Raw genomic sequence first — 14,332 nt, forward strand, 5'->3', positions numbered from 1 at the left:
ACTAACGATAAACTATCACGCAACGTGAGAGTCAATATGTTTTTTATACATTCGCAAGCAGAAATAGGAGGGCGTTTTAATGTTGTGCTAATGTTGTGCTTGTAAAAGGAAAATCGAGTGAAATCGACACGGAGACTTAAAGTTGACCGATACAGATAAAAATCATTTAAAAGAACACAAGAAGAATGGTTAAACCCCGAGTAAAAGTCAACTAGCAAAAAACGTTTTACAATAGAAAACAGAGATGCCCTAAAGACATCTCTGTTTATAATACCTTTTCTAAAAATTCCTGCGCACGTTTTGTTGTTGGGCTTTTGAAGAATTCCTGTGGGTCTCCTTCTTCCACTAGCATGCCTTGGTCTAAAAATATGACACGATCAGCTACTTCTCTAGCAAATCCCATTTCGTGCGTCACAATTGCCATCGTCATACCGGATTCCGCTAAGTCACGCATAACATCCAATACCTCTTTCACCATTTCTGGGTCAAGCGCAGAAGTTGGTTCGTCAAATAGCATTAAATCCGGTTCCATTGCTAACGCACGCGCGATTGCTACACGTTGCTTCTGTCCACCAGATAAGCTACTTGGATACGCCTCTTCTTTATCAGAGAGTCCTACTTTTGCTAGTAATTCACGGGCTTTCACTTCTGCTTCCTGCTTATTCATACCTCTTACCTTAACAGGAGCGTATGTTAAATTTTCGAGAACAGACATATGAGGAAATAAATGAAAGTGTTGAAAGACCATGCCAATGTGTTCGCGAACCTTCATGATATTTGCTTTTTTATCTGTCAAATCTATATCATTCACAATAACTCGTCCACTTGTTGGTTGTTCGAGGAGATTGATACAACGGAGAAAAGTGGATTTTCCAGATCCAGACGGTCCAATAATAGACACTACTTCTCCTTTGCCGATAGAGGTTGTTATATCTTTTAACACTTCATTTTTACCGAATTTTTTATATAAATTCTCTACCTTAATCACCTTTTCTCAACCTCCGTTCCAGCACTCTACCGATCACTGTTAATCCCATTACTAAGCACCAATATATAAATCCAACAAATAACAACGGCTCAAAATTACGATAAATATCAGCACCAACAACTTGAGCGCGCCTCATTAAGTCAAGATAACTTATCGTTGATACAATTGCTGATTCTTTCGTAAGTGTTATAAATTCATTCATAAGTGCCGGTAAAATATTTTTTAAAGCCTGCGGTAAAATTATATCCATCATCATTTGACGGTATGGTACACCTAACGCTAATGCAGCTTCAGTTTGCCCTTTATCAACCGCTTGAATACCTGCACGAATAATTTCTGACACATAGGCAGCAGAGTTTAAGCCAAACGCAAGTACGGCAGATAAAAATGCTGGAATGTCATACCCCGTTAGCTGGGGAATAGCAAAATAAATAATCATCAATTGTAAAATAAGCGGCGTGCCACGAAAAATAGATGTATAAGCATCCGCAAACCAATTTAACGCCTTTATCTTACTAATTTTCAAAAGAGATAGAAGCGTTCCTAATATAAATCCAAATATAATTGAGACTATAACAAACTGTAACGTCACCCATATTCCTTTTAGCATAAAAGGAATATAAGGCACGATTTGGCTAAAATCCAAATTCATGCCTTACACCTCATTTCTCTATAAGAATTCCCGTCCTTATTGTTGTTCTTCGCTTAACCATTTATTCTTTAACTCTTCAAGCTTGCCATTTTCTTCGGCTTTAGCAAGAATATCATTTACTTTTTCAACAAGCTCGCTATCTTTAGGAAAAGCAACCGCCATACCTGGTGAACTTGATGTTGGATCATCAAAACCTGCTAAGTTTTGCTCAGCAATATATCCTTCAGCAACAGCTTTGTCCATATAAGCAACATCAATACGGTTTGACATAAGCTCTTGAATTAATGTTGTACCGTTATCTACCTTTTTAATCTCAAAATCATATTGCTCATTGATTTTCTCTGCGCCCTCTTCTTGGATTGTTCCAAGCTGAACCCCTAACATAACTCCATTTAAGTCTTCGATAGATTTAATAGGTGAATCTGATAAAGTTACGAACATTTCACCAGAATGATTATATGGATTAGAGAAGTCTACATTTTGCTTACGCTTATCTGTTGCCGACATTCCCGCTAATACCATATCGACACGATTCGTTTGTAACGCACCGATTAAACCGTCAAATTTCATATCTTCTATTTTTAATTCATAGCCAAGCTCATCAGCAATGTACTGCGCTAACTCAATATCAAAGCCAATGAAGTTACCTTCTGCATCACGTGATTCAAACGGAGCAAAGTCTGCAGATGTACCCATTTTCAGTACTTTCTTCTCTTCTTCTGCCGCACCTCCGCAAGCAGCTAGTCCTACAACAGCAAGTGCCATAACCATTAATAACAGCATTTTTTTCATAATATATATCCCCCTTGAATTAAATCTTTTATATTTATTCATTAATATGTATATTAACACATAAATAATTTAAATGAAATATATTTTTATAAAAAAATATACTAGTATTTTGTATAATTATTCGACATTGTTTTACATATTATGAAATTCGTCCTTAACAGACTGCATTAACTCAGTATTTGTTATGAGGTCAAATCCTGTCATCGCTAAGGCTAATGCTCCACGCACAAGCGTTGTTTGCCCTTTTTCAGAAATAGTAGTATTCGCAAATTCTTTTGTATGAGCAGTTAAACCGGGAACGTCGAAACCAATATACGGGTGAATAGCAGGCGTTTTTTGACTAACATTCCCCATATCAATAGAACCGTAAGACATTTTCGCCGAATGTACTTTTTTAATACCTGTTTGAAGAAGATTTTCGGTAAATGCTTTGGATAACACTATATTTGTTACCATATTGTCATAGCTTAATTCATAATTCTCCGTTTCTAGCTTCGCACCCGTCATGAGACTCGCACCTTCTGCAATTTGCTTCACTTTTTCTACGACACTGTTTAAGTACTCTCGATCCTTTGCTCGCACATAAAATTGTGCAACAGCCTTATCCGGAACTACATTCGCAGCAACGCCTCCTTCTTTGATGATGCCATGTATACGTACGTCTGTTGTGACATGTTGTCTTAGTGCATTCACTCCATTGAATAACTGTATAACACTATCAAGGGCATTAATGCCTTCTTCTGGAGATGCTGCGGCATGACTAGATTTACCGTAAAAGGTGAATTGAAGAGCATCCATAGCTAATGAATCTCCACTTTCATATGACTCATCTGCCGGATGAACAATAAGAGCGGCGTCGATATTATCAAAAATGCCTTGCTCAGCCATCGGAACCTTCGCACCATTCGTTTCTTCAGCAGGAGTTCCTAGCACTACAACAGTTCCTCCTGTTTCTGAAAGCAACTTACTCAACGTAATACCCGCTCCCACGCTCATCGTTCCTATTAAATTATGACCACAACCATGACCGACACCAGGAAGGGCATCATACTCTGCTAAAAACGCTATAGTAGGGCCTTCTTTCCCACTATCATAGACTGCCTTAAACGCAGTTGGTCTGTTAACAATATTCGTGTCCACTTTAAAGTTATGCTCTTGTAATATATTCACAAGAAGCTTCATAGATTCAAATTCTTGGTCACCTAGTTCAGGATTGTGAAACATCTGTTCACTAATAGCCCAAAGCTTTTCTTGTATATCTTTAATATGAGATTGTAACTCGTCTTTCATGATAATCCTCCTCTTAAACCATTTATAAATATGCAATCGTATAAATATACATTTTCCAATAAATATACACCTTTATATTCTATTTTTCAAATGATAATGAAAGTAATATAATCAAAATTGCTAGAAAATTATTTATTGCACTATACTTAATTAGTTCATGATTAATGTTGGGAGCTGAAACATATGAAGAAGGAATTAATAGAACGTTTAACTGCTTATGCAAAGATTGATACGCAATCAAATGCTGACAGCATGACTTGCCCATCCACCGAAGGACAGCTTACCCTTGCTAAGCAGTTAGTGACTGAACTGAAGGAAATTGGTATGCAGGATGTATCAATGGATGACAATGGCTATGTTATGGCCACACTGCCAGCAAATACTCTTAAGGACGTGCCGACCATTGGCTTCTTAGCACATCTTGACACAGCAACAGATTTTACAGGGAAAAACGTCTCGCCTCAGATTGTTGAACAATATGACGGTGGGAATATCGTTTTAAATGAAGCAATAAATGTAGTTTTATCACCTAATGAATATCCAGAGCTAACTCGTTATAAAGGGCATACTCTTATCACAACAGATGGCACAACATTATTAGGCGCTGATAATAAAGCTGGTATTGCGGAAATTATGACTGCGATGGCTTACTTAATACAAAACCCTAGCATTAAGCATGGAAACATTCGTGTAGCCTTTACGCCAGATGAAGAGATTGGTCGTGGGCCTCACAAGTTTAACGTGGAGGAATTTGGCGCAAAGGTAGCTTATACAGTCGATGGCGGTCCACTTGGAGAGCTGCAATATGAAAGCTTTAATGCGGCTGAAGCAAAAATCACTATTAGTGGCAATAACGTTCATCCTGGTACTGCAAAAGGGAAAATGATAAATTCAGCCAAAATTGCTATGGAGTTACATAGTAAACTTCCTGCTGATGAAGCACCTGAGTATACATCAGGATATGAAGGCTTTTATCACCTTATTAGCTTCCAAGGGGATGTAGAGCAAACAAAGCTATACTATATTATTCGTGATTTTAATAGAGAGTCTTTTAATAATAGAAAAGAAACAATTCAACGCATTGTGGCAGATTTACAGCACAAATATGGAGAGAGCGTCATCAACCTAGAATTGAACGACCAATATTATAATATGCGTGAAAAAATTGAGCCTGTTAAAGAAGTCGTTGATATTGCATATGATGCGATGAAGTCTTTAAATATCGAACCTATTATCGAACCTATTCGAGGTGGAACGGACGGTTCACAGCTTTCCTATATGGGCATGCCCACACCTAATATTTTTACAGGTGGGGAAAACTTTCACGGTAAATTTGAATATATTTCCGTTGATAACATGGAAAAAGCAACACAGGTTATTGTTGAGGTATGTAGATTGTTTGAAGAACGTGCATAAGTAGTAGGTTACGACATGAAGTTGCAATGAATTTCTACATTAAAAAATCCGAGAGCATGCTCGCTCTCGGATTATTTTTCACCTTTTTTTCCAGCTTCCGCTGCTAATTCACTAAAAGATTTTACTTTTCCGTGAGGATCTTGATTTTGTTTTCGCTGTTCCCACAGACGCTCTTTCGTTTGTTTTTGCTTTGTCATAACATTTCACTCTTTCTTTTGTAGGATTCCATTTTATTATTTACTTAAACAGATCTCCTATTCGAAAGAGTATATAGATTTTAATTCTTTGCTGTTGAACCGAGGGCAACGGCTGTAACAAAGCCTACCACCAAGGTTACAACACTAATAATGAGCTGCAAACCTGATACGACTCCTGGGAATACAACAAATACCGATCCAATAATTAACCCAAGAATAACTGCATGCGTTACATGCGGATAATGCTTTAGCATATAGCTTATTCCTTTACTACTTGAAACAAAACCAGCTATAACTCCCGCTCCGATCGTGGCTATAATAGGGAGATCGAAGTTAGATAAAGCATAAATGGCAGTAGGATATACACCTAAAAGTAGGAGTACAAACGAACCGCTTATTCCCGGTAACAGCATAGCCATACTTGCTAACCAACCAGAGAAAAAAAGCCCCAAGACAGTTAGCAGTGTTAAAGTGGTAATTGGATCAGCAGATTTATCAGGCTTTGTAAACGCCATCGACGCAACTAACAAAGCTGCTAACAACAGAACAAGAATATGGCTCATTTTAAAATTCTGTCTTACGTTCGCGCGTTTTGTAATAAGCGGTATAACACCTATGATAAGGCCAATAAAGAAAAATTGTGTTGGTTCATAATGATATTCAAGTAAGTATTCAATGAGTTTACTTAGTAAAACTAACGCTAAGCCAACACCCACCCCAAGAGGGAACAAAAAACTAACATGACGCTTCCAGTCCTTGCTGAAAACACCGCTAATTGACTCTAACAACTGATCATATATGCCTAAAACAACCGCGAGTGTGCCTCCACTTACTCCGGGAATTAAATCACTAATCCCCATTACAAAGCCTCTAAAAATATTTTTCCATTCCATAGCATTAGCTACTCCTTTATGACAATTAAAAAGTTACATTCTACATTAACTTATACTAGCTTGTCTTATGAAATATAACAACAATATTATTTTTAAATAGATGGCTCTGTCTTAGCCACCCTCAAAAACGGATGTCAGTGAAACATGTCATCCGCTTTTGCATGGTAGCATTTAATTATTTAGCACGTTTTTAGCAAGCATCGAAATAACCGCATCGTCCATAGGCGGGTTGTGTAACCCGGCCCGTACATCGCGATAGTAGCGTTGCAACGGGTTTGATTGATACAAGCTTTGTGCCCCAACAATGCGCATCGCTTTGTCCACAACAGATAAGGCTGTATTGGTTACCGCATGCTTAACCGCTCCTAATTCAGAATGCATTATATGTCTTTGCTCCGGCTGCTGATCCCATCGGTCTGCTACCGCGTACATAAAATGGCGTGCTTGCATAATTTCAAGCTCCATAGTACCTATTAGACTCCGAATGTTCGGTAGTTCACTTATCGTTCCAGATATACTATTTGGCGAATAACTGTTAGCGTACTTTACAGCATACTCTCTTGCAGCTAGTGCAACACCCATATAACATGCAGGAATATGAAGAAGCCAGCCACTAGCATCTTGTTTTTTAGTCTTATCGAGAACTTGTAAAAGGTGTTCCTCAGGGACCGTTACATTCTGCAAGACAACATCATGGCTTCCTGTTCCTCTCATGGCCATCGTGTCCCACGTTTCATCAATTTGCAATCCGTTCGCTCCTTTTTTTACTAAAAACTGAGCCACTTCACCGGTGTCTTGAATCGTTGCCACTACAATGAAGTAATCGAGAACAGGCGACATAGTAGTAAAAGTTTTTCGACCGTTTATTACCCATGAGCGTCCCTTTTTAACTGCTGTTGTTCCAGGCTTCCCCCCTCTTGTCGGACTCCCTGTAGCTTTTTCTGATACAGCACTGTTCAGTAATGCCTTTTGCTCAACAACAGCTTCACATACTTCTTTAAAAGTATACTCCTGCCACGGTCGCTTTTCGGCTAAATCTAATAAAATTCCTACATGCCAACCGATGGAAAGCGCCGTTGACGCGTCCCCTTGCGCTAGCCTCTCTTGGCACAAAATCATTTTATATAAAGATATTCCTTCTCCGCCATACTCTTTCGGAACAGTCAGTTTGGTGTAACCCGCTTGTTTTAGTTTTTCAATATTTTCAAAAGGGAACACTCCCTCACGATCAATTGTATCTGCACGACCTGCAAAGTCATTAGCTAATTCAGCTGCAAGAGCCACAAGCTGTTCTTCCTTATCATTTCGAACAAATGTATGCTGCAACCGTTCGCACCTTCCTTTCGTATATGGTCATTATATAAGAAGATGAAGGGCTATGTCACAGGTAAGAGTGGGATTCGGAGTGATATGCATCGCTGTTATGTGTTCTGCGGGTTGATGTTTACGTGTCTTACCGCTGATTTGCAACGAAAGAGTTATCGTTTTGCATGTCAGATGGTGGGGAATTTTGCTGATTTTTGTCGGTACGTGGTACCGGCCATTTGACCACTGCTAAAAACCCTTACATATCAGCGGTTTGAAATTCGTCGAACCGTGTCGGTACGTGGTACCGACATATTTCGGCATGTATCGACTAATTAACTGGCCATTCCAACAGGTTATGACCTGTTATGGCCTTTAACGAAAATACAAATACGTTTATGACCTGTTTTGGCCTTTAACGCAGTACAAATACGGATACCGTATACCAAATACAAACACCTATCCCCTATAAACACCGAATACGATAGGTGCTAGCTACGCCACATATAAGCGAGGCGAGGACAAAAACAAGTCAAGGCACCGCCTATAAAGTATGAGCTGAACAACAAACTAAAAAAACGAGCCACATCATCGGTGGCCCGCCTTCTTACATACTATTAAGCTAGTTGTTCTTTATTTTTAATAGTGGCTAGTTGTAGTAACCCAACTCCCACGAATTGCATGCTCACTTTAATAATAACCTGCCCAAGTATAGCCATCCATACAGCCTCCCACGGGATAAAACCAGCACCAAGCGGCGATAAACCAATGACTACGAACACTGCAGAGTCTAATATGCCCCCGACAACACCGCTATATAAAATACGGATGTTCATAGGTAGCTTTAGTCTTGAGTAGATTTCCGTGTCTGTTGTTTCAGATATCGCAAAGCTAACAGCACTAGCAAAAACAATCCACAGCGTGTCACCTAGTAAGTAACTTGAAATGGCAGACAGCGCTAACGCCGTAAAGATAAACATGTACGTTTTCTTCTTACCATATTTGTTTTGCACGAGGTCACGCAAAATGAATGTTGCACCAATTAGGAATGAACCGTAAGGGATAATAAAAACCCCAAGGTGTAGTGGAGCGAACTTTGCTGTCACAACATTCGCTAACACAATCACAGCTAAATACAATAAAATTCTCACATTAATCATCTCCTTGATTTTATAAAGGAGGTTCTAAAAAACAAAAAAACTACATCCTAAGGATATAGCTGCCTTAGTTTTTTATAGAGGGTTTTTCTAGAACCTCTCCTGCTCTTTAAGCAGAATTGTTATTTGATTAACATAGATTACTATACCATATGCTTTTAATTTGTAAAGTATTAGTTTTTACCAAAATAATGCCTGCCCCATTTGTCTGGGACAGGCATTATGACGCTCTGATGTCTAGCTTCGGCAGTTTTCATGTTTCAATTCAATCCACCCGGTTACGGTTCGAGACAGATTTTATCTTTTCTCCTACTTGAGCTAAACCTGTATTACACCATCACTTTACAAATATCATTAGTAAATTCAACAGGATCTTCAACAGATAAACCTTCAATTAGTAGAGCTTGATTATATAATAAATTAGTATATAAATTTAATTTATCCTTATCTGATGTAAAGGCAGCTTTAAGCGAATTAAACACATCATGGTTTACGTTGATTTCCAACACCTTATCAGCCTTTACATGCTCGTTATTCGGCATCGCCTTTAAGATTTTCTCCATTTCAATTGTAATCTCACCGTCCGCTGTTAAGCAAACAGGATGACTTTTTAAGCGCTTCGACGCACGTACGTCCGAGACTTTACCTGATAATGCTTCCTTCATAGCTGCAAATAGGTCTTTGTTTTCTTTTTCTTCCTGTTCATTCGTTTCCTTCTCATCTGCTTCAATGCCTAAATCTCCACTTGAGACAGACTTAAATTCTTTTTCCTTATAAGTCATAAGCATTTTGATTGCGAATTCATCAATGTCATCCGTAAAGTATAAAATTTCATACCCCTTATCAGCAACCATTTCCGTTTGTGGAAGCTTTTCAATACGCTCATTTGATTCACCTGTAGCGTAGTAAATATACTTTTGGTCTTCAGGCATTCTTGACACGTACTCATCTAATGTGACTAGCTTCTTTTCTGTAGATGAGTAGAACATGATTAAATCTTGTAAATCTTCTTTATGCGTACCGAAATCACTGTACATGCCATACTTTAACTGGCGGCCAAAGGCATCATAAAATTTGTTGTACGCTTCTCTATCATCTTTCAACAGGCTTTGCAGCTCTTTTTTGATTTTATTTTTAATGTTTTTCGCAATAAGCTTTAGCTGCTTGTCCTGCTGTAATATTTCCCTTGAGATGTTAAGTGATAGATCCTCACTATCTACCATCCCTTTTACAAAGCTAAAGTAGTCTGGTAGTAGATCGGCACATTTATTCATGATTAATACACCGCTAGAATATAACTCTAGCCCTTTTTCATATTCCTTTGTGTAATAATCATATGGCGTGCTTTCTGGGATATATAAAATCGCGTTATAACGCACCGCTCCATCCACACTAATGTGTATGTGCTTTAACGGTTTATCGAAGCCATAATGTTTTTCCGCGTAAAAATTATCATAGTCTTCCTTTGTTAGCTCATTTTTATTTTTACGCCAAATTGGCACCATGCTGTTAATAGTTTCATCCTCTTGGACTTCTTCAAACTCATTTTCTTCGCCTTCCTTCGGCTTTTGAACAGTCGTAGTCATTTTAATAGGATATCGAATGAAGTCAGAGTACTTTTTAACGATAGACTTAAGACGATTCTCTTCTAAATACTCATCATATGAATCATCCTCAGTACTTTCTTTTATTTTAAGAATAATATCTGTACCAACTTCCGCTTTTTCAGTAGGTTCAATTGTGTAACCATCTACACCTTCTGATACCCACTTGTAAGCTGTGTCACTTCCAAACGCTCTACTAATGACCGTTACCCCATCTGCAACCATGAAGGCAGAATAAAAGCCTACGCCAAATTGACCGATAATGTCGTAGCCATCCTTCGCTTCATTTTGTTTTTTAAATGCTAACGAGCCACTTTTTGCAATAGTACCAAGATTATCTTCTAACTCTTCTTGTGTCATACCAATTCCTGTATCGGAAATTGTCAACGTTCTATCTTGTTTATTTGCTACTATTTTTACATAATAGTCTTCTTTATTAAATTTAACAGAGTCATCACTCAATGCTTTATAGTACATTTTATCGATCGCATCACTAGCATTTGAGATTAATTCTCTAAGAAAAATTTCTTTTTGCGAGTAGATAGAATTAACCATCATTTCTAAAAGTCTTTTAGATTCTGCTTGAAATTGCTTTTTAGTTACAGTCACGGTAATCTCTCCTTTGTTATTAATCCTCGTTAGCACTCTGAACACGAGAGTGCTAACCTCTATCACTTTTGATACCATATTCCATATTTCATGTCAAGTTATCTATATATGACAGACACCCATTTCTTTACTTTAACATACTTTACCTTAGATGTTATTTTAGGAGGGGAAAAGCTTGACTACCTTACTCACCAAGACCTTGTTACTGGATGAGAAAACATCTCTAGAACTATGGCAAAAAGACGCTTTCCAGCAGTTTAACTCATTAATTACTGATGAACAGCAATTGTTTCCTTGTTTACCCGCCCAGATCGGATATTCATCAGACCATCTTCGTTTTGCATTTGCTGGTGATCCTAGAGAACAGCAATCTATAAAAACGTTAGCGCACATCTTAAAGGAATATAGTGAATGCTCGAGAGATACAGGAAACTATGCATCCCTTGTCGTTTTTTTTCATACTCCACCTGACTTAAAGGACTACTCTGTTCAGCAGTTTGAGCAGGTATTTTGGGAGACCATCAACAACCTTACAGCTTATGATGAAAAACCATGGCCTGAACATATATCAACAAAGCCAGAGGATGCTTCCTGGGAATTTTGTTTCAACGGAGAACCGTTTTTCTGTTTTTGTAGCACGCCAAGTCACTCTTTAAGAAGAAGCAGATATTTTCCTGGTTTTCTATTAGCCTTCCAGCCGCGCTGGGTGTTTGAAAAGATCAATAAGGACACCGGTCTTGGTCAAAAGTTAAAGCAGACTGTCCGTGACCGATTAAAAACATATGATGACATTGAGGCTCATCCATCTCTAAGCTGGTACGGCGAAGAAAATAATTTAGAATGGAAGCAATACTATTTAAGAGATAACCAAAGCACTCCAGCAAAATGTCCTTTTTCTCAAATGATGAAAAGCGAGATTAAAGACTAGCAGCAAAAGGCGCTAATGTATAAAGTGCTAAATCAAGGTCAACCTAATGATGACCTTGATTTAGCTTGAGAAAACAGATTTAATAAGACCATTAAAAACCATCACCGACAGTCGGTGATGGTGACATTTATGATTGTTAAGATGGAGTATTCATTTCTAAATCTTCTATTTGCTTTTCTACATATTGTGCATCTTTCCGAGCGTTGAAGCGGTCTGCTTTTTCAACATGAACAGTAATGTTATAGTCCGGCATTCCTGCGTATTTTTCATACCGCCCTCTCGGTAGTAAGAAGTTTCCTTCCGGGAAGTGAACCTCAAGATTGCCGCGAGCAATGTTAACGAATTTTGCTTTTCCTTGGAACACACCAAAACCGTTATATACAACGATTCCTTCACCTTCAGCAATACTTAAATCTTTAGCATCTAGTTCGTTCATTAATACATCGTATCGTTCAGCACCATTAAATGGATCTGTCTTTTTATACACCATCGAATTAAACTGCTTGCCGCGTCGTGACGTAATTATAAACTGTCCTTCTTTTTTTTCTAAGTCTGGAATTTCAACACGAATTAAGTTTCCTTTTCCATCTGGTGTTGGACAAATACCATCTTCACATAGCCAAGCACCACCCCATTGGAAAACGTCTCCTTGATTTTTCAAATGCTGTATACCATCATAATCTTTATTAGCGACAGCAATCTCATCACGAATATCTTGACCTGTTTTAAAATCAACTAAATGGGCTGTTTCAGGCTTTACGCGCTTTGCTAAATCGACATAGATTTTCCATTCTGCACGTGCTTCTTTTATCTCGTTTTTATTTCCTTCGATTTGTGGTGAGAAATACACCATACGTTCTGTTGATGTTGAAGTCCCTCCACCTTCTTGCTCATAGCGTGTTTTAGCCGGTAACACAATAACCGCCTCTTTAGCGTCTAACAGCGTAGATGTGTTTAAGATAATATCTTGATGCACACGAATGTCAAGCTGAGATAATGCTTCTGCTATAAAATCTGGGTCGGGCATCGTCTCTAGAAAGTTTCCTCCAGATAAATAATAGAGCTTAATTTTGCGCTCATGGTCCTCTGGAAGAACAATGTTTTCCAGTGTAATCCCAACGATATCACCTTGCCACTTTGGTATATCGAAGCCCCACACTTTCTCTATTCTTTCAATATTCTCCTTTTCGAATCCCCCGCCTGGTAGAACGAATGGATCAGCTCCCATCTCCCCAGAACCTTGTACCGATGAATGACCTCGAAATGGCATAAGTCCATTATTTTTCCGTCCTAAGAACCCACGCAATAAGGCAAGATTCGCAACTTGGGAGATATTATCTGTTGCAAATGAGTGCATTGTTAATCCTAACGCCCATGCAAATACTGCATTTTTACTCTTCGCTAATAGCTCTGATAATTCAATAATACGTTCTTTCGTAATACCAGATGATGCAACAATCTTATCCCATGGCATACCCTCTACATGTTGCTTTAATTCTTCATAATGATTTACATGCTCATTTACAAACTCATGGTTGATGGCAGAACCGTATGCTTTTGCTTCCATGTCAAACCAATGCTTCATAATGCCGTGCATAAAGGCGATATCGCCACCAATGTTAACTTGATAGAAATCATCCGCTATTTTTGTACCAAATAAAGCCGATTCGATATTAGATGGAACCCAATATTGATCCATAGCTGGCTCACTATACGGATTTACTACTATTATTTTTGTGCCTCTCTTTTTTGCTTCAAGCATGTACTTTGTTGAAACTGGTGAGCTGTTAGAAGCTACGCTTCCCCAGAACATCAAAACATCTGTCCCGAACCAATCTTGATAGTTAGCTGTTGAAGCACCGACACCGATTGAACGTTTTAAAGCTGTTTTGCTTGGCGAATGACAAATACGTGATGCATTATCAATATTGTTAGTGCCTAAGAAACGAGCTACCTTTGCTGCTACGTAGTAAGATTCATTTGTAATGCCTCGTGATGTTAAGTAGAAGCCATATTGACGAGGGTTTAGCTTTTTCATTTTGTCAGCTATCATAGTCATAGCCTCATCCCAACTTAAACGAGAGAAGCGCTTTTCACCTTTACGGCGGATTAATGGGTATGGAATACGTCCCAATTTACGTAGCTCAGTACTACTGTATTGGCGAAGTTCATCTATATCAGCGTGGACTATTTCTTCCTTCATTGCTGGCATTGTACTTAGGCGTAATACATTTAGTCTTGTTGTACATAAATGAGCGCCTTTTAATGTTTGATCGTATAACCCAGACACACCTAGTGCACACCCATCACATACACCTTTAGTAAGGATTCTAGCAGCATACCCTAGGTTATCACTGTTCTCTAACGCCACTTTCATGGTATCTCGAAAATGTTGTGGTTTAACCTTCCCTAACCCAAATGGTATCGGGCTAACCCAATGTTCAGGCATTATCGTTTTGGTTGTTTTTATAGGGCCTTGATGCTTTGTTTTTCCCATAACT

The 14,332-nt window shown here is 38.5% G+C and carries 12 protein-coding genes and 1 riboswitch; of the genes, 2 read left to right on the top strand and 10 right to left on the bottom strand.

From position 1 onward, the window contains the following. Nucleotides 1-265: 265 nt before the first annotated feature. From EJF36_RS20590 to EJF36_RS20605, 4 genes are all read right to left on the bottom strand, one after another. Nucleotides 266-988, bottom strand: a complete 723-nt coding sequence (locus EJF36_RS20590; RefSeq protein ID WP_125908097.1) for an amino acid ABC transporter ATP-binding protein — start codon at nucleotides 986-988, stop codon at nucleotides 266-268. Further along, nucleotides 981-1,640 (bottom strand): amino acid ABC transporter permease, encoded by a 660-nt coding sequence (locus EJF36_RS20595; RefSeq protein ID WP_125908098.1) that lies wholly within the window; start codon nucleotides 1,638-1,640, stop codon nucleotides 981-983. The genes EJF36_RS20590 and EJF36_RS20595 overlap by 8 nt, the downstream gene beginning before the upstream one ends. Nucleotides 1,641-1,676: 36 nt before the next feature. After that, nucleotides 1,677-2,432 carry an ABC transporter substrate-binding protein gene (locus tag EJF36_RS20600; protein ID WP_185806991.1) on the bottom strand — a complete coding sequence of 252 codons (756 nt, stop codon included), beginning with the start codon at nucleotides 2,430-2,432 and terminating at the stop codon, nucleotides 1,677-1,679. 132 nt (nucleotides 2,433-2,564) lie between these two features. Beyond that, nucleotides 2,565-3,722: a M20 family metallopeptidase gene (locus tag EJF36_RS20605; protein WP_125908099.1), complete on the bottom strand. Its 1,158-nt coding sequence runs from the start codon at nucleotides 3,720-3,722 to the stop codon at nucleotides 2,565-2,567. Between the two features lie 183 nt (nucleotides 3,723-3,905). Between EJF36_RS20605 and pepT the strand changes: the two genes are divergently transcribed. Continuing rightward, nucleotides 3,906-5,138, top strand: a complete 1,233-nt coding sequence (gene pepT / locus EJF36_RS20610) for a peptidase T (RefSeq protein ID WP_125908100.1) — start codon at nucleotides 3,906-3,908, stop codon at nucleotides 5,136-5,138. A gap of 71 nt (nucleotides 5,139-5,209) precedes the next feature. Here the strand turns inward: pepT and EJF36_RS21705 are convergent, their stop codons facing one another. The 5 genes from EJF36_RS21705 to htpG all read right to left on the bottom strand — a co-directional run bounded on the left by EJF36_RS21705 (nucleotide 5,210) and on the right by htpG (nucleotide 10,903). Continuing rightward, nucleotides 5,210-5,335, bottom strand: a complete 126-nt coding sequence (locus EJF36_RS21705) for a DUF6254 family protein (protein WP_221760727.1) — start codon at nucleotides 5,333-5,335, stop codon at nucleotides 5,210-5,212. An 80-nt stretch (nucleotides 5,336-5,415) separates the two neighbouring features. Then, nucleotides 5,416-6,228, bottom strand: coding sequence for a DUF368 domain-containing protein (locus tag EJF36_RS20615; RefSeq protein ID WP_125908101.1), 813 nt, complete (start codon nucleotides 6,226-6,228; stop codon nucleotides 5,416-5,418). Nucleotides 6,229-6,399: 171 nt separating this feature from the next. After that, complete coding sequence (locus EJF36_RS20620; protein WP_125908102.1) at nucleotides 6,400-7,554, bottom strand: acyl-CoA dehydrogenase family protein; 1,155 nt, start codon at nucleotides 7,552-7,554, stop codon at nucleotides 6,400-6,402. 596 nt (nucleotides 7,555-8,150) lie between these two features. Further along, nucleotides 8,151-8,684, bottom strand: a complete 534-nt coding sequence (locus tag EJF36_RS20625) for a VUT family protein (RefSeq protein ID WP_125908103.1) — start codon at nucleotides 8,682-8,684, stop codon at nucleotides 8,151-8,153. 67 nt (nucleotides 8,685-8,751) lie between these two features. Continuing rightward, a riboswitch (PreQ1 riboswitch) is annotated at nucleotides 8,752-8,796 on the bottom strand. 223 nt (nucleotides 8,797-9,019) lie between these two features. Further along, complete coding sequence (gene htpG, locus EJF36_RS20630; protein ID WP_260471963.1) at nucleotides 9,020-10,903, bottom strand: molecular chaperone HtpG; 1,884 nt, start codon at nucleotides 10,901-10,903, stop codon at nucleotides 9,020-9,022. Between the two features lie 175 nt (nucleotides 10,904-11,078). Between htpG and EJF36_RS20635 the strand changes: the two genes are divergently transcribed. Next, complete coding sequence (locus EJF36_RS20635) at nucleotides 11,079-11,831, top strand: YqcI/YcgG family protein (RefSeq protein WP_125908105.1); 753 nt, start codon at nucleotides 11,079-11,081, stop codon at nucleotides 11,829-11,831. A gap of 136 nt (nucleotides 11,832-11,967) precedes the next feature. Here the strand turns inward: EJF36_RS20635 and EJF36_RS20640 are convergent, their stop codons facing one another. Beyond that, complete coding sequence (locus EJF36_RS20640; RefSeq protein ID WP_125908106.1) at nucleotides 11,968-14,328, bottom strand: FdhF/YdeP family oxidoreductase; 2,361 nt, start codon at nucleotides 14,326-14,328, stop codon at nucleotides 11,968-11,970. Nucleotides 14,329-14,332: the final 4 nt, after the last annotated feature.

This window comes from Bacillus sp. HMF5848, assembly GCF_003944835.1.
Taxonomy (GTDB): domain Bacteria; phylum Bacillota; class Bacilli; order Bacillales; family HMF5848; genus HMF5848.

Bases quoted from the DNA above. Each gene is read 5' to 3' on its own strand.
- EJF36_RS20615 (WP_125908101.1), bottom strand. From the start codon at position 6,228: ATGGAATGGAAAAATATTTTTAGAGGCTTTGTAATGGGGATTAGTGAT.
- EJF36_RS20600 (WP_185806991.1), bottom strand. From the start codon at position 2,432: ATGAAAAAAATGCTGTTATTAATGGTTATGGCACTTGCTGTTGTAGGA.
- pepT (WP_125908100.1), top strand. From the start codon at position 3,906: ATGAAGAAGGAATTAATAGAACGTTTAACTGCTTATGCAAAGATTGAT.
- EJF36_RS21705 (WP_221760727.1), bottom strand. From the start codon at position 5,335: ATGACAAAGCAAAAACAAACGAAAGAGCGTCTGTGGGAACAGCGAAAA.
- EJF36_RS20605 (WP_125908099.1), bottom strand. From the start codon at position 3,722: ATGAAAGACGAGTTACAATCTCATATTAAAGATATACAAGAAAAGCTT.
- EJF36_RS20595 (WP_125908098.1), bottom strand. From the start codon at position 1,640: ATGAATTTGGATTTTAGCCAAATCGTGCCTTATATTCCTTTTATGCTA.
- EJF36_RS20640 (WP_125908106.1), bottom strand. From the start codon at position 14,328: ATGGGAAAAACAAAGCATCAAGGCCCTATAAAAACAACCAAAACGATA.